Source organism: Ligilactobacillus murinus DSM 20452 = NBRC 14221 (genome assembly GCF_001591685.1).
Taxonomy (GTDB): Bacteria; Bacillota; Bacilli; order Lactobacillales; family Lactobacillaceae; genus Ligilactobacillus; species Ligilactobacillus murinus.
The window spans coordinates 1-24,210 of record NZ_BCVJ01000030.1 but is presented as its reverse complement, the minus strand read 5'-3'; the positions used below and the strand labels follow the sequence as shown (position 1 = coordinate 24,210).

21 protein-coding genes and 1 other annotated feature are annotated in these 24,210 nt (G+C 40.6%); of the genes, 1 reads left to right on the top strand and 20 read right to left on the bottom strand.

Going from position 1 to position 24,210, the window contains the following annotated elements:
* Positions 1-397 precede the first annotated feature (397 nt).
* The 15 genes from tyrS to LMU01S_RS06685 all read right to left on the bottom strand — a co-directional run bounded on the left by tyrS (position 398) and on the right by LMU01S_RS06685 (position 15,941).
* Positions 398-1,654 carry a tyrosine--tRNA ligase gene (tyrS, locus tag LMU01S_RS06755; RefSeq protein ID WP_056960279.1) on the bottom strand — a complete coding sequence of 419 codons (1,257 nt, stop codon included), beginning with the start codon at positions 1,652-1,654 and terminating at the stop codon, positions 398-400.
* Between the two features lie 43 nt (positions 1,655-1,697).
* Positions 1,698-1,890: a binding site (T-box leader), on the bottom strand.
* 52 nt (positions 1,891-1,942) lie between these two features.
* Positions 1,943-2,389, bottom strand: a complete 447-nt coding sequence (locus tag LMU01S_RS06750; protein ID WP_056960277.1) for a Fur family transcriptional regulator — start codon at positions 2,387-2,389, stop codon at positions 1,943-1,945.
* A 118-nt stretch (positions 2,390-2,507) separates the two neighbouring features.
* Positions 2,508-3,095, bottom strand: coding sequence for a metal-dependent hydrolase (locus LMU01S_RS06745; protein WP_056960275.1), 588 nt, complete (start codon positions 3,093-3,095; stop codon positions 2,508-2,510).
* A gap of 19 nt (positions 3,096-3,114) precedes the next feature.
* Positions 3,115-6,210, bottom strand: coding sequence for an AAA family ATPase (locus LMU01S_RS06740; RefSeq protein ID WP_056960273.1), 3,096 nt, complete (start codon positions 6,208-6,210; stop codon positions 3,115-3,117).
* A gap of 2 nt (positions 6,211-6,212) precedes the next feature.
* A complete protein-coding gene (locus LMU01S_RS06735; RefSeq protein ID WP_056960271.1) occupies positions 6,213-7,325 on the bottom strand; it encodes an exonuclease SbcCD subunit D in 1,113 nt (370 codons plus the stop codon).
* A gap of 122 nt (positions 7,326-7,447) precedes the next feature.
* On the bottom strand, positions 7,448-8,089 hold the full coding sequence (locus tag LMU01S_RS06730; RefSeq protein WP_056960269.1) for a sugar O-acetyltransferase: 642 nt from the start codon (positions 8,087-8,089) through the stop codon (positions 7,448-7,450).
* 101 nt (positions 8,090-8,190) lie between these two features.
* Complete coding sequence (locus LMU01S_RS06725; protein WP_056960267.1) at positions 8,191-8,607, bottom strand: type II toxin-antitoxin system PemK/MazF family toxin; 417 nt, start codon at positions 8,605-8,607, stop codon at positions 8,191-8,193.
* Between the two features lie 25 nt (positions 8,608-8,632).
* Entirely contained in the window at positions 8,633-8,884 is a 252-nt protein-coding gene (locus tag LMU01S_RS06720; protein ID WP_056960265.1) for a hypothetical protein, read from the bottom strand.
* A 62-nt stretch (positions 8,885-8,946) separates the two neighbouring features.
* On the bottom strand, positions 8,947-10,062 hold the full coding sequence (alr, locus tag LMU01S_RS06715; protein WP_056960263.1) for an alanine racemase: 1,116 nt from the start codon (positions 10,060-10,062) through the stop codon (positions 8,947-8,949).
* A gap of 17 nt (positions 10,063-10,079) precedes the next feature.
* Positions 10,080-10,445 (bottom strand): holo-ACP synthase, encoded by a 366-nt coding sequence (gene acpS, locus LMU01S_RS06710; RefSeq protein WP_056960261.1) that lies wholly within the window; start codon positions 10,443-10,445, stop codon positions 10,080-10,082.
* A gap of 141 nt (positions 10,446-10,586) precedes the next feature.
* Complete coding sequence (locus LMU01S_RS06705) at positions 10,587-11,318, bottom strand: LutC/YkgG family protein (RefSeq protein ID WP_056960258.1); 732 nt, start codon at positions 11,316-11,318, stop codon at positions 10,587-10,589.
* Complete coding sequence (locus LMU01S_RS06700; RefSeq protein WP_056960256.1) at positions 11,311-12,801, bottom strand: LutB/LldF family L-lactate oxidation iron-sulfur protein; 1,491 nt, start codon at positions 12,799-12,801, stop codon at positions 11,311-11,313. The genes LMU01S_RS06705 and LMU01S_RS06700 overlap by 8 nt, the downstream gene beginning before the upstream one ends.
* A complete protein-coding gene (locus tag LMU01S_RS06695) occupies positions 12,802-13,599 on the bottom strand; it encodes a (Fe-S)-binding protein (RefSeq protein ID WP_169795907.1) in 798 nt (265 codons plus the stop codon).
* A 203-nt stretch (positions 13,600-13,802) separates the two neighbouring features.
* Complete coding sequence (locus LMU01S_RS06690) at positions 13,803-15,011, bottom strand: NAD(P)/FAD-dependent oxidoreductase (protein ID WP_056960252.1); 1,209 nt, start codon at positions 15,009-15,011, stop codon at positions 13,803-13,805.
* A gap of 15 nt (positions 15,012-15,026) precedes the next feature.
* Positions 15,027-15,941 carry a prenyltransferase gene (locus LMU01S_RS06685; protein WP_056960251.1) on the bottom strand — a complete coding sequence of 305 codons (915 nt, stop codon included), beginning with the start codon at positions 15,939-15,941 and terminating at the stop codon, positions 15,027-15,029.
* 87 nt (positions 15,942-16,028) lie between these two features.
* Between LMU01S_RS06685 and LMU01S_RS06680 the strand changes: the two genes are divergently transcribed.
* Positions 16,029-17,006 carry a polyprenyl synthetase family protein gene (locus LMU01S_RS06680; protein ID WP_056960249.1) on the top strand — a complete coding sequence of 326 codons (978 nt, stop codon included), beginning with the start codon at positions 16,029-16,031 and terminating at the stop codon, positions 17,004-17,006.
* On the opposite strand, the gene cydC is transcribed toward LMU01S_RS06680, so the two are convergent.
* From cydC to LMU01S_RS06655, 5 genes are all read right to left on the bottom strand, one after another.
* The gene (gene cydC, locus LMU01S_RS06675; RefSeq protein WP_056960247.1) at positions 17,007-18,749 is read right to left on the bottom strand and encodes a thiol reductant ABC exporter subunit CydC; all 1,743 of its coding nucleotides are present in this window, start codon (positions 18,747-18,749) and stop codon (positions 17,007-17,009) included.
* The gene (gene cydD, locus LMU01S_RS06670) at positions 18,739-20,463 is read right to left on the bottom strand and encodes a thiol reductant ABC exporter subunit CydD (RefSeq protein ID WP_056960245.1); all 1,725 of its coding nucleotides are present in this window, start codon (positions 20,461-20,463) and stop codon (positions 18,739-18,741) included. Before cydD ends, cydC begins: the two co-directional genes overlap by 11 nt.
* Positions 20,463-21,488: a cytochrome d ubiquinol oxidase subunit II gene (gene cydB / locus LMU01S_RS06665; protein ID WP_056960243.1), complete on the bottom strand. Its 1,026-nt coding sequence runs from the start codon at positions 21,486-21,488 to the stop codon at positions 20,463-20,465. Before cydB ends, cydD begins: the two co-directional genes overlap by 1 nt.
* Entirely contained in the window at positions 21,489-22,919 is a 1,431-nt protein-coding gene (locus tag LMU01S_RS06660; RefSeq protein WP_056960241.1) for a cytochrome ubiquinol oxidase subunit I, read from the bottom strand.
* 255 nt (positions 22,920-23,174) lie between these two features.
* Positions 23,175-24,210 (bottom strand): Rib/alpha-like domain-containing protein (locus LMU01S_RS06655; RefSeq protein WP_156470393.1); only part of this gene is annotated, 1,036 nt, incomplete at its 5' end.

Sequence of the window (24,210 nt, the reverse complement as noted above, 5' to 3'; positions counted from 1 at the left end):
TCAATTTTTATTCATTATCTTGAATAAAAATTCATCGTCATGTCTTATCGACTTAATTATTATATCCAAACTTGCATCTCAATGTCAACAAGTTTTTTGAATTAATTTTTAAGCGATTTGAAATGTTTGATCACATCTCAATGACAAGAACTACTATACTCACTTTTAGCTTAAACGTCAACCCTACTTTTAAATTTTTTTGCATAAAATTTCACTTTCTCCCATTTAAAAAACGAACATAAATCACGCCTAAATATTATTGTTCGTTTTTTACTCGATAAATCAGCATCTCTTTGACCAAAAAATAGTTTTTTACTCAGTAAAACACTTACATTTTCCGCAGAAAATTTTTTTCAAAAAAAATCTGCAGACACAAAATCTGCAGATTTTTTAAAAATTATTTAGTTACACGAGCCAAGAAATAACGCTTCTTACCACGACGGGCGATCACAAATTTTCCATCAAAGTTTGCTGCTGGATCGATCATTGCATCCAGATCTTGAATTCGATCACCATTGATATAGATCGCTCCATTAGTTACATCTTCACGAGCTTGACGTTTAGATTTTTCGATTCCTGTATTAACGAGCCATTCAACGATGTTTTCCGGTTCAGAACTGATCTCAACTGTCGGCATATTCTTAAAGCCTTGCTCGATCTCAGCAGCAGTTAAAGCTTTCACTTCACCTGAGAAGAGTGCCTTAGAAATGTGTTCAGCTTGCACGACCGCTTCTTTTCCGTGAACAAATTCGGTCACTTCTTTTGCTAAGCATCTTTGAGCTTCACGCAATTCTGGATGTTCTTCAAGTTTCTTTTCTAATTCGGCGATCTGAGCTTCGTCCAAGAAAGTAAAGTACTTCAAGTATTTAACAACATCGCGATCGTCTTGATTCAACCAGAATTGGTAGAATTCATACGGTGTTGTTTTTTCTGCGTCAAGCCACACTGCACCACCGGCTGTTTTACCAAATTTTGTCCCGTCAGCTTTCAACATCAATGGGATCGTCAAGGCAAATGCTTGCGTATCTGAACCTTCCATTTTGTGGATCAGATCGATCCCAGCTGTGATATTGCCCCATTGATCAGCCCCACCGATCTGAAGTTGCACATCTTTTGTCTTTAGCAAATGATGAAAATCGATCGCTTGCAAGATCTGGTACGTAAATTCAGTATAAGAGATCCCTACTTCTAAACGGCTAGCAACAACTTCTTTATTCAACATCGTATTAACGTTGAACAATTTACCATAATCGCGCAAGAAATCTAATAAACTGATCTCTTTTAACCAATCATAGTTATTAACGATCGTGATATTATCTTTGCCAAAGAGAGCCTTCATTTGTCCTGTCAAAGCTTCTTCATTGTGACGAACTTGTTCCATTGTTTGCAAAGTCCGTTCTGACTTCTTACCCGATGGATCACCGATCGAACCAGTACCACCACCGATCAAGATATGCGCACGATGGCCAGCCATTTGGAATCGTTTCAACATCATAAATGGGATCAAGTGTCCAATATGCAAACTATCACCAGTCGGATCGACACCACAATAAACACCGATCGATTTTTTAGCCAATAACTCTTCTAAACCAGCTTCATCTGAAACTTGGTTGACAGCGCCCCGCCATTTTAATTCTTCTAAAATATTTTCCATTTAAGATCCTCCTTTTAATAAAAAAAGTCCCCGATGAAAAATCATCAGGGACGAATTAATTTCCGCGTTACCACCCAGATTGCTACATAAAATGTAACCAACTCTGTCATCGATATCGGAATGACCCGTTGTTGCTCCATAGTGTACTTCGCAAAAAACATATATGCCACCTTCCAGCACTAGTGGCTCTCTGTGATAGGGATGAGATCTGCTACTTTCTACTTCATCGCAAATAATAAAATATCTTGATTGATTATAGCACAAAACCGGCTACTTACTCCAGAAAATTTATGTGTTAGCTTTCTTTTGCTGACATTCTGGACAAATACCATACACATCATAGCGACTATTAACGATCTCATAGTCACTTTGAGCCTGAGCCAGTTTTTCTAATTCTAAGTAAGTGTCATCAAAAATATCCTCGATCTTACCACACTCTAAGCAGATCAAATGATAGTGGGGGTTAGCAAAATAATCATACCTCACATGCCCCGCACTATCCAAAGCCACTTCAGATACTAGATCAGCCTTTGCTAACAATTCGAGGGTATTATACACAGTCGCCAAACTCACCTTGATATCTTGCTTTTGCAGATATTGATGGATCATCGTGATCGACGGATGTTCATCTGAACACATCAGATACGCTAAGATCGCTTGGCGTTGTGGTGTTGATTTTATTCCGTGTTGCTTTAACTTTTGTGCTGAAGATACTAATAATGATTGATCTTTCATTGGCTCCACCCGCGCTATTATATATAGCCTGTCCTTTCTTGTTGACTTCTCACTTAGATGATACGCTATTTTAAAAAAAAAATCATCAACTACTTTTTCATGTCAAGTATTTAGTATTTCAACGTGGTAAAAGAAGAAGCTGTAACTTAGCTATCAACAGCTTAAGTGAAGCTGCAAAACCATGATCAAATAAACTTGTTAGATGTCCTGACCATAGTAAATTCAACTCGATCAGTAAAAGGCATAGCGCAAAGCCCAAGATCAAATACTCACTCACATGCCCTGTTCGATAATAAAATAATCGTTTACGTGCACTTCGCTTGAATTTAGAAAAAGGCCAAAACCAATGGATACTATTTTTGGAGAAACTGTCTTCGACTAAATGTAAAAGGTAGCCGATCAGTAGCCAAAAAGGTAAATGCATCGCTGCGCTCGCTAAATATGCTTTAGCAATAAATAAAGCCAGTAAGTAGACTCCGGCTGCCACAACTAACGAATGTGTCGCTCCACGATGACCTAATGTTTTATTGGCTACTTTACTAACAACTTGACTCCGCTTACCGATAAATGACCTTGGATGATCGATATCTGGCAAAACACTACCACAGACTAAGGCGGCAGTATTGATAAATGTCACTTGATCGACTGCAGCTAGCATTGGCAAGCCTACAGCCAGTGAGACTGTTATATGTGTACGATATTGCATCGTTTTTCCTCAAATCTAACTAAATTGTCGTCACATACCGCAAAGTACTTCGCTCACCTTTAGTAACAACTTGTAACTGATATGGTAATTGCGCCTTTAATTCGGTAACGTGACTGATTATCCCGACCATGCGATTTTTTCCCTCGATCGTTTGCAAAGTTTCTAAGGCAACTCGTAAAGCTTCTTGATCGAGCGAACCAAAACCTTCATCGACAAATAACGCTTCGATCTCGATCCCACCGCTCTTCTTTTGGATGACCTCTCCTAGTGCCAAAGCTAAGGCTAAAGCAGCTAGGAAACTCTCGCCCCCTGAAAGTGTATGGACGCTACGTCTTTTACCCGCGTTATCATCATAAATATCTAGCTCTAACCCCGTACTCGAAGCACCACGTCCAGTATCTTCATTTAAGCATAATTCATAGCGACCATTAGTCAAATGAGCTAGCCGCACATTAGCTGTTAGCAAAACTTCCTTGAGATAGGTCTGCAAAATATAACGCTCAAACCCCAATTTTTGTTCACCTTTCCCCGTAACAACATCGACTAGTTCCTTTAACTGCCCTAACTGTGTAAATTCAGCTTGTTGTTGTTCAAAAAGCGATTTTACTTGTTGATAGCATTTGGTATTGGTACTATATTTATGCTCTAGCTCAGCGACCAGCTGCTGTAACTTAGCTTCTGTTCGTTTTGCCTGTAATAATTTCTTATTAGTTTGCTCTAAGTCAGGCTGTTTTTGACCAGCCACTTGTTTTGAAAGGATCTCCACTTGTCCATTGATAGAGTCTAGCTCTTTTTGCTGATCAGCTAAAGCTTTTTCTAACTGTTCAAGTTGGACGCTTTGGGCTAGCAAGTCTTTTAATTCCGCTAATGTCACTTTTTTGACTGCACAGACCGCTTCTAAGTCAGCCTGTCTTTGGCTGATCACTTGCTGTAGTTCTTTTGCTTGTTGTTTTGCTTCATTTAACTTAGTCTCAGTTGCCACTAGTGACTGCTCAGTTTGTTTTATATGTGCATTCAAGTCGGCTAAATGCGCTTCAAACTCGGCTATCTTTTGTTGCCAAATTCTTAGTTGGGCCTTAGCTTGTTTTTCCGTCTGATACTTTGCTGGCAACTGAGCTTGCTTTTCGGCTAATTGTGTTATCAAGGTTTGCTTATCAAGTTGAGCTGCTTGTGCTTGTTCATTTAACTCAGTCAGCTTTGATCGTGCTTGTTCACTTTTTTGCTCCAGTGTTTCCTGTTGTTTTTGCAAGCTTGCTGCTTCTTTTTCTTTATCTGTAAGTATCGTGATCTCTTGGATCAATTCGTGTTTATTTTGTGCCAGTTTATCCTCTAAAGAAGTTAACTCACTTTTTTCTAAAGCAGGATATTTTTCAAAAAAGGCCTGCCGTTTCGTTTCAAATTCTTTTTGTCGCTCAACAGTCTCAGCGTTGAACTCATTTATTCGGGCCTGCAAAGCGGTAACTGTATCTTCCAGTTTACGGGCCTGTTGTTTAGCTTGCTCGACTTGTTCTTCATCGATCCTCGCCACTTCACTGACTTTAGCCGGAGATGGATGCTCTAAACTCCCACAGACCGGACACGGTTTACCTGCTTGAAGCTTTTTGACTGCCACAAAAATATAGTGATCCGCTAATTGATTGGCTAGATCACGAGCCTTAGCCCGAGCTTTTTGGCTGATAGTGATTGCATCAGCTAATTCATTTTGCAAATTTTTAATATTAGTTTGGCGCTTGTCCAAGTCCACTTGCTTTTGCAAAAGCTCGGTCAATGCTACTTGTTGATACTTTAGCTTTTCTAATTTTGTTTCCAACGAGCCTTTTTCCTGGATCAGTTCTGTGAGCGCGTGTTGTTTTGCTTTGATAGTAGCTAGCTTTGCTTGCTTTTTATCCAAGCTCGTCGTTGTTTTTTGAATTTCAGCTACCAAAACGCTCTGTCTGGCTTCAACCTCTTTTCGAGCGGTCAAAAGCTCACTAACAACTTTATATAGTGGTAAGTTAGTCTCCAATTGTTTGTATTGATACTGATAGTTAGCTATTTCTTTATGCTTAACTTCGTGTTTTGCTAATTTAGTAGCTAAACTTAGCTGTTCGTTTTTTAGCTCTGCATAGCTTTGTTCAGTTTTTTGGATATCGTGTTTAGTTTTAACAAGGGTGGCCTTATTATTTTCCAATAGCTCAAAGTTTGTTTGGTGTTTTAACGCCCATTTCAAAATGACTATTTGCTGACGTAAAGCTTCACGTTTAGGGGCTTTGGCTAGTAGATCAGCCTGCTTAGCTTGTAATTTTTCCAATAGATCAAAACTTTTTTGAAGCTCTTCTTGTTTACTCAAAATATGTTGCAAGCGTTCATTTTCTTTTTTAGCTTGCTGCCAGGTCTTAGCTTGCTCTGCCAATTGGGCGTTGACTTGTTCGAGCCAGCTTTTGATCTGTTCGAGCCATAATTCAGGGATCTGTGTTTCGCTGGAAAAATCAGCTTGTTGCATGCTCAGCATTAGTTGCTGTTCTTTTTGCTGATATTTTGCATTTTGCTCTTTAAATTTTGCCTTGAGTTGTTCAGTCCAGCGTTCAAACAGTTCACTGCCAAATAAATTGCGCAAGACCTCTTCTTTTTCCTTACTATCAGCTGCTAAGAAATTGCGAAATTCACCTTGAGGCAACAAAATGACTTTGGTAAATTGTTCTGCCGTCAAATGTAACAGCTCATCAATAAAGCGTCTGGCTTCGGGGATCTTTTGGATAGCTAACTTTTCTTCAGCAGGCCCTGGATAGATCAGTTCGACTTTTGCCTTTTTTTCAACAGGCTTGCCCCCACGTCCAGCTAAAACTTGTTTTGGCTGGCGCTTGATATAATAGATCTTCCCTTGATGCTCAAAGGTAAATTCAACACTGGTCTCTTTTTTGTCACTAGCAAAATCAGAACGCATTTGGAAGGCTTGACGTTTCTTACCCGAAGTTTCATTGAAAAGCGCGTAACACATCGCATCAAAGATCGTGGTTTTACCGCTCCCGGTCTTACCCGTGATCAAAAACAACGGTGCCTGCTCAAAGCGGGTAAAATCAACGGTCTCATCCACATAAGGTCCAAAATTTTTGAGTTTTAATTCTAATGGTCGCATCCCTACTCACCTTCCTTTTCTAGCTCTAGTAGACTTTCTTTAGCCCATTTTTGCTGGAGTTGCGTTGGTTCTTGACCAGTAGCTTGAACAAAGAAATCAGTAAATAGCTCCAGTGGGCTCTTGCTTTCGATCTTTTCAGCTTGTTTAGTGTGGACCAGACGTTTCTTGCGCTTCAATTCAACTATCCGTGGATAATACTTGCGCAATTTATTCATCACATCAATGATCTCATGTTCATCAGTCAATTCAATCGCTACATAGTCATCTTGTGCCACAGTTTGATAAAGTTTTGTCGTCAATTCTGCATACGAAGCTTCCAAACAACAGATATCATTTAGTGGAGCTAATGAGATCCATTTACACGAAAAAGGTTCTGTTTCCACGATCCAAACGCCTTTTTGACTATTAGCTTCAGCCACCGAATATTTCAGTAAGCTCCCACTATATTTGATCGTTGGCAGATCCAATGCTCGCTTATCATGCAGATGGCCTAATGCCACATGATCAAAATCACTAAAGAGCTTTGTTGGCACTGAATCCAGTCCGCCCACTTCGATCTTAGTCTCTGAATCTGACCGTAAACTGCCAGCTGCAAAAAAATGGGCAACTAAGACCTGCTTTTTAGCCGGATCAAATTTAGTTTTTAGCTTTGCTACGACTAATTTCATCGCTGAAGTCAGATCACTTATGCTTTCATCTGCAAAATAGTTACGCGCTTCTTGAAGTTCAAAATACGGTAATAGGAAAAATTGCGTATCCTCAAATTCGATCGGGGTAAACGCCTCGGATAACTTAGTATGCAGGTATAGTTTGGTTTGCTTGAACCACTCTTGGCCTGTCGCTAAACGTACTGCTGAATCATGATTGCCACTGATCACTAACAAGGGAAGATCTGCTGTTAGATTCAAATCCTTTAGGGCTTGATTCACTAACGTCACTGCCTCTTCACTCGGTAAAGAGCGGTCATAGAGATCACCAGCAACGACTACTGCATCGACTTGCTCTTTTTGAGCGATCTGAGCGATCTGAGCTAAAGCATCTTGCTGCTCTTTGACCAATGGATATTCGTGGAGTCGTTTTCCGATATGCCAATCTGCTGTATGTAAAAATTTCATCGTCTACCCCCTAAATCAAACCTTTGTTCGTTATTAAAAATATTATACCACGAAATTCTTGAGCCATTATTACAAAAATAGCAACTGTCGTCTTCATCGCCGAAAACTCAGTTGCTATCAAGCTAATCTAAGCTATTAAATTTTTCTTTAGCAGCTAAATATGTGGCTTTTTGTGCCTGCCAATATTTACGCTCGGCTTCTCCCAGCTTTTTAATGACTTTAGCTGGATTACCAACAGCTACACTATCTGCTGGAATATCCTTAGTTACCACAGCTCCACTGCCAATGACTGTATTTTTACCGATCGTGACTCCCGGTAAAACAATAGCATTTGCCCCAAGCCACACATTATCTTCGATCACGATCGGAAGACCAAACTCGAGCTGATCTTCATTTCTGATCTGACTATCTAAAGGATGACCAGCCGTATAAAGTCCGACCCGTGGCCCAAGCATTACATTATTACCGATCGTGATCTGGTTAACATCTAAAAAAATACAATCCATGTTGGCATAAAAATTCTCACCAATACTCACATGTCTGCCATAATCGACGTAAACTGGTGGTGTAACGTAGTAATTTTCACCCGTTTTTCCAAAAAGCTGTTTGACCAGTTCCTTTAATTTAGCTTTATCTGCGATCGGGGTTTGATTGATCTGTTGTGCGATCTTTTTGCCATGGACTGATTTATGCTCTGGCAAGATACCTCCAGCTAGATAAAGCTCACCTGCTAGCATTTTTTGGTATTCAAAGTCTTTTTCCATCAATGCTCACCTCACAAATTCATCTAACTATATTGTATCAAACTTTGCGCCACTTCTCTTAAACAAAAAGCACCGATCTCCTGCTAGACCGGCGCTCTTTATTAGCGATTATATGTTTTTTCTTGCTTTTTATCGCTATTATTTCGTGTATGTATATCGATCAACCCTACACTTACTTTGAGTGCATAGTCGACCGATCTCATAGTCGAATCATCTAAATGGGATATCTTATCCCGGAGACGTTGTTTGTCCAAAGTGCGTAATTGTTCTAGTAGTACGACCGAATCTTTCTCTAAGCCTTTTTTACCCTTTGGTGCCGCTTTTAAAGCCACATGGGTCAACATCTTAGGCTTCGAGATCTTCGACGTGATCGCTGCTACGATCACTGTTGGACTAAATTTATTTCCAATGTTGTTTTGGATGATCAGAACAGGTCGCATTCCACCTTGTTCAGAACCTACTACAGGCGACAAGTCGGCATAGAAGATATCTCCTCTTTTAACCAGTTCTTTTACCATAGGATCACTCTCTCTAATTTATTTATTAGCTCACCGATCCATAATCGGCATCGAAATCACAACTGCCGAAAATACCACAAATTTCTTGATTCAAGCCCCCCATTTGACCGTAACCATCGATCAATTCTTCCAAAGCTGTATGATACTTTTCGATCCTTTCAGCGTATTCGGGATGGTCGTTTATCTCTTCCACCTCAATAGTATAGAATTCACAAAATTCCTTAATATTTTGATATTGCAACACGGCCATTTTCTTTCTCAAATCATCTTCCACCATGACTAGCCCTCCGTGACCATTAGTTATCGCAATCTTAACATAAATGCGTTTAAAAGTATATTTTATTTGTAATAGCGCGGCAACCGCTCGGATAGTGCACAGACTATCTCATAATTGATCGTTTGCGCATACTCAGCTGCATCTTGTGCCGTGATCTTTTGCTCACCATTTTGTCCGATCAAGGTCACCCTTGTTCCTAGCGGTAATTTATCGGGTAGACGTACCATAAACTGATCCATGCACACTCGCCCTACGATCTCACATGGTTGGCCTGCGATCAATACATGATAACCTTGCATTCGCCGCAACCAACCATCAGCATAACCGAGTGGCACAGTGCCTAACCATTCTGGCTTAGAGGCAGTATAGGTTTTCCCATATCCGACTCCATCGCCTGGTTGCAACTGCTTGACCGCGACTAATTCACTTTCTAAACTCAACGCTGGCTTGAAAGTTTCTGGCAGTTTTAATTCTGTTCCCGAAGGATTTAAGCCATACATCGTGATACCGTAACGAACAACATTTCCCCCACAATCTGTATGCCACATCGCAGCTGCTGAATTAGCCACATGGACATAACGCGGTCTAGTCGTTACGACTTTCATCAACTCATTGAATTTTTTCACCTGGTAATTGTAGTGTTCTTGGTCTTTAGCATCGGCAGTCGCAAAGTGCGTAAAGATCCCTTCAAATTCAAATTGTGCTGTGTGTTCGTGCAAAAAATCGATCGCTTGACTCAATTTAGCTTGATCTCTAAAACCGATCCGTCCCATACCAGTATCTAAAGCCAAGTGAACTTTGAGCTTAGCACCAGCTTGAGCCAATTTTTTTTGTGCCTGGATCAGAAACTCTAGATCTCCAACAGCAGTTGAAAGATCATATTTAGCCATCAAAGTAGCCTCTCTAGCAGGCGTAACACCCAAGATCAAGATCGTTTCAGCGATGCCAGCTTCACGTAAAACCAGCCCCTCATCGATCAGAGCAACACAAAAGCCAGTCGCTCCCGCTTGTCTTGCAGCTTTAGCAACGGGGACGATCCCATGCCCATAAGCGTTGGCCTTCACGACAGCAAAAAGTTCTTGTTGTTCATCCATGCGAGCTAATTCAACTGCGATATTATGTTTGATCGCAGCTAGATCAACATTTACATGAGCGTTGCGGTGCAAACCTACAACCATTTTGATCATCTTCTCTCTTACTTGATTTTTTCTAAAACAACCATAGTGGCAACATGTTCTTTGGTATGTGATATCGAAATAAATGCATTACATTCATCTTCTAGGGGATGATGCGAAAAATACGGCCGGCCCAAAGTATCATTTAAGATCTCAATATCTAAAAAACTGACAGTTTGACCGATCCCAGTTCCCACAGCCTTACTGTATGCTTCTTTAGCGGAAAAACGTCCCGCCAAAAACTCTCCCTGACGTTTAGGAGATAGCTCTAAAAAAACAGTTAATTCTGCTGGAGTCAAGATCTTAGTTGCTGTTTTGGGCAACTTGACTAACATCTGCTTGACCCGATCAATACATTCTAAATCATTTCCGATCCCCAAGATCACTCGATTTCACCCTAACATCATCACAATTTTTTTACATATCAATCATACTTTTTCTCTCAAGCTTAATCAAGCCAAAAATCCGTTAGTAGCCTAATACTTGAACTCAAGAGAAAAGAGGCCTAAACAGCCTCTCTTGCGTAATTATAGATCTTCTACAACGACATAAGTCATATCAAGTGGACCGTGGACGCCCACGATCAATACCATTTCAATATCTCCCGAATTAGACGGACCTGAGATGAAATTGATATTTGAAGTTTTGAGTTTACCAGTTTTCATTGCTTCGTCATAGCGGTCGATTGCTTGACGCATCCGCGGTAAGATCTTACTTTTGGGAATGATCGCCAAATAATGCGTCGGTAAGAAATGGAAGCCTCGACCTTGTTCTTTAACTGTTGCAGCTGTGATCGTCCCCGATTCAGCTAAGAGATAATCAGCAAAACCGATCGCTGCATCACTTTGATCAGCATCAACTAAGTTATCTCGTCCGCGTTTGGCATCCCAAAAATACACTTTATCTAGGTCTAGTGCATTACGCCAATCTAAAATACCATATTCTTGCCACTTCTCATCCGCAAAAGTCGGCAACATTAAACTACGGATCTGCTTTTCATGTAAGAAATTTGCTAGCGTTTCACTCAGCTTAGCTACCGGTACTGTCTTAAAATCAACATGGATCGCTTCACTATTGGTCTTGGCTAAGGCTAATAGTTCATCTTGGTCAAGACCTGATAGCGTCGTCTCCGGTAGATCATTGATAAATACTAGCGGATCATTTGCTAGCTCATGGCGGGGACGATCAGCTTTTTTGGCGATAAGATCTAGAAATTCTTCGCGATTTTTAGGATCATTTGCTTTGATCGTTTCAGTCATTTTGTTCGCCTCGCTTCCGTTCTTTTTCATGTCGATCGTACCAATGACGGAAGTTTTCCCTTAGCTTCGGTGGCTCAGCCAGATCTCTGATATCGACCCAACCATGGATCAACTTCGGTGCGATCTTTGGAACTTTATCGATCTTTCCTTCTGGATAAAGGTTCTCAACACTATTTTCTTTTTTATTGGAGAATGGTTTCATTGCCAAATGTTCACCCATCAAAGCTCCCTTAAAGAGGATCGGAGCCTTAGTCCCGACACTGATCGTCTTAAAGATAACATTAGTCATACTATGATCTAAATGAAGTTTATTCATCTCGACTTTGCGGTGTTCCAAGATCAGATCATGCAGTGGGATCTTGACCGGACATGTTTCTGTGCAGGCTCCACATAAACTGCAAGCATATGGTAACTCACCAAAGTTTTCGTAACCATCTAAGATCGGGGATAAAACTTTACCCATCGGTCCTGGATAGATCGAACCATAGCCTTGACCCCCGATCTGGCGGTAAACAGGACAAACATTCAAGCAAGCCCCACAACGAATACATTGTAAGATCGGTTCAAAAACTGTATTCAACGCATTAGAACGGCCATTATCAACGATGACTACGTGGAAATCTTCAGGGCCATCAAGCTCATCGTCTAGCTTTCCTGCACTAAAAGTACAATAACTTGTCAATTTCTGACCGACCGCACTACGACAAAGTAAGTTATCCAACACTTCTGCTTCCTTTAGCCCGGGAACGATCCGCTCCATCCCCATGACAACGATCTGTGTCTTTGGTAACGCCATCGTGAGGTCAGCATTACCTTCATTAGTGACCAAATTGATCATTCCGTTATCGGCGATCGCAAAGTTACAACCGGTGATACCCAAGTCAGCTTCCATAAAATATTTGCGTAAATAGCTCCGAGCAAAACGTCCCATACTTTCAGGGTCATTATCGCCCTCATAGCCGATCTTTTGAAAGACTTCTCGCACTTGATCGCGATTTTTATGCAAGGTCGGGAAAACGATATGGGTCGGTTCATCCCAGTCGTCTTCTTGTAAGATAAATTCCGCTAAGTCCGTTTCCATCACTGAAAGTCCGGGGATCTTCAACAATTCCTTGTCTAGATCGATCTCAGTCGTGACCATTGATTTAGATTTAACGACTTTTTTGGCATTTTTCTCACGTGCGACTTGTTTGATATAAGCGGTTGCATCGGCATCTGTCTTAGCAAAATAAACGTGTCCGCCATTTTTTTGAACATTTTCGCTGAATTCTTCAAGATAATCTGGTAAATGTTTAACGGCATGCTGACGGATCTGCTCACCTAACTCTCGCCACTCATTCCAATGGCCCAGTTGTTCGCGGGCACGTGTCCGCTTTTCAAATTGCGCATCTTGGGCTTTAGCCACTGATGCACGCATAAATTTGTCTTTTTTGGCATTTTTTACACGTTCGTCAAATGAAAGTTCACTTGTTTTTAAGCCCATCTAAAACACCCCGCTTCCATTAGCTGGTACCATCTGGTGATCCGTATCCTTGACGTATTTGACCCGGGAAAGATCGACATTATGATTCAAAACTTCTGCAATATGCATCACTTTGATCTTTTCACCACGACGATTCATCCGGCCACCAATATTCATCAAACATGCCTGGTCTGCTCCGATCAAGATCTGAGCATTCGTAGCTACGATATTATTGACCTTATCATCGACCATCGCTTCGGAGATCTCGGGTTCTTTGGCCGAGAAAGTTCCACCAAAGCCACAGCATAACTGCACATTATGCAATGGGATCATCTCAAGATCTTTAACATGCTCGAGCAAGACAAACGGCGCCGTCCGCTCACCTAATAACCGTGTCATGTGACAAGAGCGGTGGAAAGTGGCAGTTGCATCTAGTTGAGCCCCACAGTCTAAGACCCCTAACACACGATAGATAAATTGTGAGAATTCATAGGTCTTATCATGTAAGATCTGAGCCTTTTTGGCATAATTAGGATCATCTTTTAAAATATCCTTGTATTCCTTTAACATCCCGACACATGACCCCGAAGGCCCAACAATGTAATCAGCATCCACACTTAATAACGCATCGATCTCATTGTAAAATGTCTTGATCGTTTCCTTACTGTAACCGCTGTTATACGTTGGTTGACCACAACAGACCTGCCCCTTAGGAAAGACCGTTTCACAGCCAAAACGCTCTAAAACTTCGACCATCGCTTGACCTACATTGGGAAAAAGCAGATCAACGATACAGGTTGAAAAAATACATACTTTCATTGATAAGTGCATTTAAAATGCACCTCCACCTCCTTTAATAAGGCTTGGGCAACATATATAAATCAAAAAATACCAATAATCATTGCTATACCATAATTATACTCCAAAGTACGTAAAGCGCTTGCATGTTTTGCTTTTAATTATTGAATATTTGCACAAAAAAAGAACGCAGACAATTGATTCTACGTTCTTTACTTAAAAAATTAGTGGTATAAGTCGAAGCGACCTTTAGCAATAAATTCTTTGAAGCCACCGATCTCAAAGAGTGACTTGTTCATGATCATTTTCTTCATCATCGAAGCTGGATAACCCTTAACTTCCAATTTTCCGATCACACCAAAACCATGAGTATTACCAACTGAAGCGACTGTTCCTTTGCTCTTATAAACAAATGGTGTACTCAAATGACCATTCCCATTGATCTGTGATTCGAGATCTTTAGCTGCATAGACCGCCATCACAGTAGCGATCTGAGCCGTTGTTGGATATGGACGTCCACTTTCTTTATCCATCACGGCCGCTACGTCACCTAAGATATAAAGATCATCAAAGTTTGGATCCGTCAAATTATCTGTGACTACGACCCGACCACGACGTTCTTGTAAGTTAGATTCACCAACAACGGGACTACCTGAAACACCTGTTGTCCAAATGATCGTTTCAGCTTTCAAGGAGCTTGTCTGACCATCTTTTTCGTAGACCACTTCACCAGGTGCCACTTCGCTGATCTTAGCACCACAAAGTAGTTCAACCCCCAAGCTTTCAACTAATTTGACACCATAGTCAGCTAATTTTTCACTAAACATTGGTAAAAGACGCGTTGCTGCTTCAACAACTGTGATCTTAACTTCTGATGGGGCTACCCCAGCAACTTTAGCATATTCTGGGCGTCCTTCAGCTAAAGCGCCAGCTAATTCGATCCCAGTAAAACCAGCGCCACAGACAACAAGTTGTAAGTAACGCTTATCTTTTGTTTCTTTGTATTTTTTCATCGAAGCTAAAATATGGTCATAGATCGCCAATGATTGCTTGATGTTTGTCATCTCAAGCGCATTTTCTTTAGCGCCTTTGATCCCAAAGGTTTCAGAAACAAAACCTAATGCTAAGACACAGTAATCATAGTCGAGCATACCATGTTGTTTTAGTTGCACTTGTTTTTTGGTAGCATCTAGCTTTACTACTTCATCTTGGATAAATTTCGTCACTGCTGGATCAATGATATCGGCGATCGGATAAGTGATCTTCAAAGCCGGTTGGGTCCCAGAAGCAACTTCATGTAATTCCGTTGTTTCATAATGATAATCATCTTTGTCGACTAAGATGATCTCAGCTTTCCCCTTGACTTTCTTTTGTAACTTATGCACCGTTTGTAAGCCTGCGTATCCAGCACCTAAAACAACTACTTTTTTCATAAAAAAATCTCCTCGTTAAAAAATAAGATTAAATAAGATACCTAATAGATATAAAATAACTTGTAAAAACGAACCTACAGCTAAAGTTTTGACTGCTGTGATAAAAGTTTCAGTTTTTACTTGTTTTTCCCATAGCAATTTATTTTGCCGGTAGAAAAATGGGAGTGCTAAAACGATCAATAAGACCGTATAGGGGGCTAAGCCAATAAATGGTGTTAAACATAAACTGACCAACGCCAAAATATTTTTTGCAGTATAGACCTGCAAAGCCCGTTTTTTCCCTAAATAGTGCACGATCGTATACCGATGATTGCGCTCATCTTCAGCTAGATCACAAATATTATTAGCTAACATCAAATTTGAGATCCACAACATATTTGGCAATGCTAATAAGGCGATCCGCCAAAGATCAGAGAGATCAAACGTAAATTCCTGATAAGTATTGATATAAATACTTATCAGCATGATCATTCCACCCATGGTAAAGCCAGAAAAGAACTCGCCGACCGGTAAACTCGATAGTGGACGCGGCCCAGCGGAATATAAGATCCCGACTGCAAAACAAAACATCCCCATCAATAATAACGGCCACCCTGTGCGTACGACCAATACTAGTCCTAAAACAGTCGCGATCCCAGCCATTCCAAGTAACATCCATAAAACTTCTCTTGGTGATAGGTTTTCACGACCGATAATATTGGTCTTTTGTTTGTACTCCTCTTTATCAAGAGCATTATGATAGTCATTGTAATTATCCCACGCATCGACTGACATGTTAAATAAAAACATTGCGATAAAAAAGAGCAAAAGATTCGCCCAATTAAGTGAATGATAATAATAATAACTAAAACATACTCCGAGCAAGAAAGGTAAAACACTGGCTGTCTTGGCCTTGATCTCAACAAGTTCAAGGAAAACCTTAAGTGACATTCAAATTACCTCGCTTTGTACTGGTTTAGTCTTCACAGTATAGTGTACAATAAAACTAGATAAATATGTCGGAAGGAAACCTAAATAATGAAATTAAATTTTTGGCAACAGTATCCGTTGGTCAAAGATGATCTGCAGATCGTCAATCAATTGATCGCAAAAAAGATCGAAGTCAACGATCCTAAACTTAAAAGCGCTCTCTTACAGATGGCAAATAACGGCGGGAAATATCTCCGTCCCGCCTTGCTATTGCTCTTTTCCAAGGAAAATTCGACTACGATCGCCGATGAACGTCTCCTTAAACTCGCAGCTTCGATCGAAGTTTTACACACTGCAACTTTGATCCATGATGATATCATTGACGATTCACCTAAACGACGTGGTCAAGTCAGCATTCAATCTGCTTTTGGAAAAGATGTCGCCGTGTATGCTGGGGACCTGTTATTTACTGTCTTTTTTGATCTGATCGCTGATGCTTTATACGCCTCGCCTTATCTCAAAGTCAACGCACAAATGATGCGTCAGATCTTAAATGGTGAGATCGGCCAAATGAATGCCCGTTTTGATACAGAACAGAGCTTTTTGACTTATCTTCGCAATATCAACGGTAAGACCGCTGCGATCTTTAGTCTCGCCTGTCAAGAAGGGGCTTATTTCAGTGAAGCTGACCGGCGCCAAGTCGCTTTAGCTAAACGGATCGGGCAAAATATCGGCTTGAGTTTTCAAATGTTAGACGATATCCTTGACTACTCTGATGGCAAAAATTTAAATAAACCAGTCATGGAAGACCTTGCAACTGGCGTCTATTCTTTACCCTTATTAATGGTCCTACAAGAACATAAAGCCGAATTGATGCCTTATCTAGCTAAAAAAGAGCAGATGACTGCTGCCGATATGGAAGCTGTCAAACAACTCGTCTTAAAATACGGCGGCGTCACTAAAGCCAAAGCCCTAGCTGAAAAATTCATACAAAAAGCGCTCGATCAGACTTCGCAGCTTCCAGCCTCGCAAAAACGCGACTTGCTCGAAAAGTTGATCAAACGCCTTTTGAAGAAAACTAACTGATCAATAACCTTCATCAACTTGTTTAAGTTTTTGATAACGCTTATTGTCAGCCAGCTGTTTAGGAGCCCCTTGTAGCTCGATCTGGCCGTCTTCGATAAAGATGATCTGATCTACATGCTCGACACCTTGGAGATGGTGTGTGATCCAGATCAAAGTCTTGTCCTGTAAGACATCCATGAATGTCTTGACCAAGGCACGTTCGGTGATCGGGTCAAGTCCGACTGTCGGTTCATCCAAAATGATGATCGGCGCATCTTTTAGTAAGATCCGCGCTAAAGCCAAACGGTGTCTTTCACCACCCGAAAATCTCAATCCTGCCTCATCGACCATCGTTTCCAGTCCTTGAGGCAGTTTTTTTATCAATTTTTTCAAGCCTACTCGCTCTAAAACATCCCAAACTTCTTCATCACTAGCACCTTCATTACCGATCCGAACATTATTGACTACAGTCGTATTGAAAAGATATGGCGTTTGGTGGATAACCCCGATATATTTAGCGATCTCATCGCCAAATTCTGTCGTTTTGACTGCATTTAAGGTCACTGACCCTGCTGTTGGAGTTAGATCTCCTCGCAATAAACTAGCTAGGGTACTTTTTCCCGAGCCACTTCGACCTAAAATTGCCAGCTTTTCCCCTGGACTTATCTTTAAGTTGACCCCATTCAACACATTATGGTGACCATCGGCATAAGCATATACCAGATCTTTAACTTGCAGTTCATAAGGAGCTGTAACTTCTGGTGCTTTTTGGCGTTTTTCTGGGTTCGGCAAAGCATTTAAACGCTTGATCGAATCTAAATACACGTTAGTCTCTTGGGCAGCTGTTGGCAGTGGCATAAAGGCATCCGCCAACGGAAAAACACAGAGCACAAATGCTGCGATCCAGTTGATCGAATCAGTCTCAGTACCACCAAAACGACTTGATGCCCAAATGATCAAACTAACAACGATCGCCAAAAAGATAAATTGTCCCACTAGGTCACGGCGCCGTTCAAATTTGCGCATCTTTTCTTGTGTCATAAGCAATTTAGCTTCATTTTCTTCGTGTCGTTTAAGATAATCATTGGCACGTTCTGAAAAGATCCAATCCGAGACTCCTAAGACATTATCGGTAAGATCAAGGTACAACGCATTTTTGAGCTGTTTTTCGTACTCTTGGCGTGCTCCATTGACAACAACCGACCAAAGGGGAAGCGCAAAGATCAAAAGTCCATATAATACAAGCATCCACAAAGCAAACAGCGGTGAGATCACGCCTAAACCAACAATGATAAAGACGTAAAGCCCACAAACTGTAAAATATGGGAAAAGGGTCCGCAGATATAGATTTTGGATATGGGCAACATCTTCTGATAACAAACCTAAGATATCTCCCAAGCGATATTTGTTATTGAAAAAGACCGCATCTCGTTCCAAAGCATCATACATCTTACGCCGAAACTCTGAGGTCATCTTAAAGACCCAGTTATGACTAGTCAACCGTTCTAAATAGTGCAATAAGGGGCGAAAGATCCCAAAAGCTCTCGTCAAAACGATCGGAACATAGACTAATAAGATATTTTCCGGTGGTGTCGCTGATTTTGTGATCAGATAGCCACTGGTAAACATTAAGCCCCCTGCACAGATAAAAGTTAAAATGCCGAGGAAGATCGCCAGCCAAAGTGTTTTTTTATAATGCTTCAAAAACGGCTTGACCCAGCTATCATGTTGCAAAGCTTTAAAAAATGATAACTTATTTAGCATCTGTATCCCCCCTCATTTCACTTAACAACTTACAGAAGTAGCCATTTTTAGCTAAAAGTTCCGCATAAGTACCACTTTCAACTAATTTTCCTTCATCCATGACCAAGATATAGTCCATTTGATGCATCCAATGTAGCCGATGGGTAGCAAAAAAAACTAAACGATCTTGCATCAGTGGCATCATTTTTTCTTTTAATTCCAATTCAGTCTCGATATCTAAGTGTGCAGTCGGCTCATCAAAGATCATGACCTTGCGTTTTTTATCCAAAAATGCACGGGCTAAAGCGATCCGTTGGGCTTGTCCACCTGAAAGTGCACGTTTTCCGCTCCCGATCTTAGTATCTAGACCCTCAGGCAACTCAGCAACTAAACGCTCAAGGCCGACCACTTTGATCGCTTCATAGATCTCTTCATCTGAAACATCAGGCGTATAAAACGCAATGTTGTTTCGTAAAGTATCTGAGAAAACATAAGGCGATTGTGGGATATAAAGGACTTGTTTACGCCAGTCAGCTAGATCCAAGTTAGGTAGATCATGTCCTTGGACAGTAAATCCACCTGTATTAGGCGTATAAAACCCACTTAACAAATTGATCAAAGTCGTTTTTCCTGAACCACTCATGCCAATGATCCCAACTTTTTGATAGCCTTTGACCGCAAAGCTCACAGGCGCGATCCCATTTTGTTCATCGTAGTTAAAACCCACTTGCTTTACTTTGAAACTATCTTTGACTTGCCACGAAGTCAACTTGACTTCAGAAGCTTTAGGTAGAGGCGCATGGATGATCTTTGCGATCGCATGAAATGAGTTCTTACCATTTAAGGTCGCATGATAGTCATTAGCAAAATTTCTGATCGGCAAGAAATATTCAGGCGCTAAGATCAAGATCGATAGGCCATAGAAAAGTGACATTTGCTGATCGATCAATCTTAGTCCTAAAAAAACAGCCAAAACAGCGATCGATAAAGTCGTAAAGAAATCAAGCGCAAAAGTTGATAACATAGCTACACGCAAAGTCTGCATCGTAGTCTTGCGAAAGTTTTCACTTGAACGATAAACACTCTTAGAATATCGTTTACTCAAACCAAAATACTTTAAGGTATCAATGCCCCGAAGCGAATCGATAAAGTGATTGGATAGACGTTGAAACGTCGAAAATTGACGGTCAGCTTTAGCTTTAGCTGCAAAGCCTAAAATGACCATGAATAAAACGATCAAGGGGTACACCAACAACATAATGATCCCAGAAGTAATATCCATCCAAAATGTTACTAACAAGATCAAGACTGGCACGATCGCCATACTCATCATTTTACTCAATAATAATTTGATGTAATTTTCTACCTGAAAGATCCCATCCAAAGTCAAAGTCACCAGATTACCTGTTCCTTGAGTTTGGACCACTCCAGGCCCTAGAATAAAGATCTTCTCCAACAATCGTTTACGCATTTCTTTAGCACTTTTTCGCGCATAATCATCTAATAATTTGGCATCGATCAGATCTATTCCTTGACGCAGGATAAAACAGACCGAAAAAGCACCAATATTGAATACTTGACTCTTTAGTGGTTTTCCCAACCACAGATCAGTCAAAGTAGCACTTAAAAATAAAGCTTGCCCTATGATAAGTAAAGCTTGCAGAAACGAGAGTCCTGCAAGCTTTACCATGATCTGTCTTATTCCTGCTAGTTTAAACAGCAGTTTATCGACCATTATTTAACTACCTCCGCTGTGTGCACAACTGGAAGTGCGATCCGTTTTCTAAAGATCCAGTATGACCAGATCGTGTATGCCAAAACAAATGGCAACAAGCAGATCGTTGCGATCGTCATCACAGTCAGTGTATATGAGGTTGACGAAGCATTTTGGATCAAGAGGTCATACTTATCACTGATGCTAGAGATCATTACCCGTGGGAACATACCTACAAAGATCATTGCGACCAATGAGACCATTGTCAAACCACTAGAAATGAAAGCTAACATTTCGTTGCCCTTGAAAGTTGCAATATGCCCTAAAACAGCAAAGCAAACGATCAAAGCCACTGTGATCAAAGTTCCGAGCGGACGGACTTGGAAGAAGTCTGTCTGGAAGAATAACAAGACTGCAAAGACTACTAGGCCAGCATATAAGATCCAGTAGAGAAAAGCAGCATAGTTACGTGCACGTTCACGAATATCACCGAGTGTCTTTAATGCAATGTAGTTAAGGCCATGTAAATAAGTCAATAAGACTAAAGCCACACCACCAACAACTGACATAACATTGAAGTAATCAAAGAAACCAGCACTCATATTACCATTGGCATCGATCGGCATACCTTGGATCATTGAAACAAACATCACACCCAAGAAAAATGGCACTATCAAACTACCTAATGCCAAAGCTGAGCTCCAAATATGTTGTTTCTTTGGATCACTCGCCGCTCTAAACTCAAAAGAAACACCACGGATGATCAAACCAAACAAGATCATCAACAAAATCAAGTAATAGCCACTAAATAACGTTGCATACCAATACGGGAACGAAGCAAACATCGCTCCGCCAGCAGTGATCAACCAAACTTCATTACCATCCCAAACGGGTCCGATCGTTTCAATAATTTGTGAGCGTTCATCTTCATTATGAGCTAATGACCGCGTTGCCATCCCGACTCCAAAGTCAAAACCGTCAAGGAAGAAGAACCCTGCAAATAGGACGCCGATCAAAATAAACCATAAAATTTGTAAGAAACTCATTTAAAACGCCCCCTTATCGAATGGATCCAAAATCTTATCTGCATAGCCGTGGCCTTGCATTTGAGTTGGATCGTTTTGCAATTGACGTTTTACTAAACCGATCATTACGATGGCAAGCGTCGTAAAGAGCGTGAAGTAAACAATATTTGAGATCAACAAGGAAGTTACAGAAACATTTGGTGAAACACTTTGTTGGATCGTGAATAGACCATAAACTGTCCATGGGTAACGACCAAATTCAGTGATAAACCAACCGGCTGTATTAGCGATAAACGGTACAAATGTCGTTAGTGCTAAGACCCATAACATCCAGCGCCGTTTGTACAATGTTTCTTTCTTCTTACGTGTCATCAATAAACCGACAAAGGAAACTAAGATGATCCAAGCACCAAAGCCCGCCATCACTCTAAAACTCCAGAAAAGTGTATTTACTGGTGGAATGTAATCCATCTTGGTCCCATCGATCGTGGTTCCATATTTTTCCTTCATTTCAGCGTTGATCTCATCCATCCCTTTAACTGAACCAGATGGCTTATTATATGATAATAAACTTAAAAGAACTGGAATATCGACCTTATACTTGACCGTATGATTCTTAGTATCAGCGATCCCGACAGCCGTCCACGGTGCAGGATCTTCTGTAGTTTCATAGATCGCTTCAGTTGCGGCAAACTTCATTGGTTGTTCAGTGACAAGATATTTCATTTGGAAGTCACCGACTAAGATCGTCCCAACTGAAAAGATCATTGCCATCCACAAACCTAAACGCATTGATTTCTTGTAGAGGACCTTAGCTTCTTTGGTCGTATCTTTCTTCAACATTTGGAAAGCAGTTAAACCAGCGAGTACTACCCCACCCATAGTTAAAGCAGCTAAGATAACATGTCCATATTCAAACCAAAGTTGTGGGTTTTTCAATAAGGCAAAGAAGTCGACCATTTCGGCACGACCGCCCTTGATCGCATACCCAACTGGGTGTTGCATAAATGAGTTAGCTGCCAGGATCCATAGCGCAGACGTTAAAGTCCCAAAGCAGACCATCCACATAAAGAATAAATGCATGCCCTTCTTTACTCGATCCCAAGTAAACATCCAAAGGCCGATAAATGTAGACTCAATGAAAAATGACAATAAAGCTTCTAGGGCTAAAGGCGCCCCAAAAATATCTCCCATGAAACGTGAGTAGTCAGACCAGTTCATCCCAAATTGGAATTCTTGGATCAAACCGGTAACAACGCCGACTGCAAAGCTTAGTAAGAAGATATTACCCCAGAATTTAGCCAACTTTTTATAAGCCTCATTCTTGGTACGTACGTAGAACGTTTCTAAAATTGCAACTACAAAGGCCGTTCCGATCGAAAATGGTACAAAGAAGAAGTGAAAGACCGTTGTCATCGCAAATTGGAAACGCGCTAGATCTACAATATCCATTTCTATCCCTCCATTCTAAAAATTGTTTCATAGTAAATCCTATACACTCTAAGTTTACTCTTGAAACTAAGCGTTTTCAACGATTTAACTCTTTAAATATAGAACAATTTGATTTTTTTGGTATATTTACGTTATTTTTCTTAAAAAATTCTAGCAACTAAAATACCCCCTAAGTATTTAGACGGATATTTCCATCCATTTACTTAAGGGGTATAAAATGCGCTATACAAAAATCTACGCTCTTATTTTAAAGTTTTAGTGTTTCTTTTTATAACCAAACTTGAATGTTCCTAATAGCATCAACAACATCATCCCTAAAAGAGTGGTCGACTCGTGTTCGTGTTCACCTGTCTGTGGTAAAACTTCTTTATGTTTTTTTGCACCAGCGGTATGTTGTTTACCTGTAACTTTTTTCCAATTATTTACAGCGGAACCTTCTTTAGGACCATTCACATGGAAAACATCTGTCAAACGTTGTGCTTGATCAGCCTCTACTACATCAACCACGACATTTAACATATCTTTAGATCCATCACGATAACTTACTTCTAGTTTACCGGTTTGAGTCCCAACCTTATTCGTATCGACTAAAACGAGCCATTTTACTTGGGCATCAGTTGGCAATCCTTCATCAAATAAGTCATCTAAAGCCAAGGACGTACCTTTTGTCACTTTAAGAGCAGCACGCATTTTAGGGGTGAAGAGGTCAGCCTCGGAATATACTTTAACACTAACAACTGCTTCATCATAGGAACCATCTGGATATACGACTTTAAGCATATTTTTTTGTTCACCTGAGTTCGTAGTATCAAAGTCTTTTTCAAAAGTAAATTGAGTATCCTTCGGGAAGCGATCCGTGTCTAAAAATTGTTGTGGGGCAACCTTAGCATTTAAGCTGACCATAACTCCTAATTTTCCGATCGGTGTATACATATCGGCATCAGTCCCTACTTTTACTAATACCTTGACTAAGTCTTTACTTCCATCTGGATATGTCACTTCTAATTCTCCGGCTTGATATCCTGCTTTGGTCGTATCTACTGGTGTCTTCCAGCTCACTTGAGTGCCAGTAGGTAGAGATCCTTTATCAGCTAATACCTTAGCGGGATCTAACATTTCTCCTAATCCCACTTGCATTTTTTCTTTAACTTGAGGATCAACGCTCTCAGATACTGGCTTAGTTACAGATGTTTCTTTTGGTGGCTCAACTACTTCAACTGTTACTTTCACCACATCTTTGGAACCATCTGGATATGTTACCTCTAGTTCTCCGGTTTGGTGGCCGGCCTTT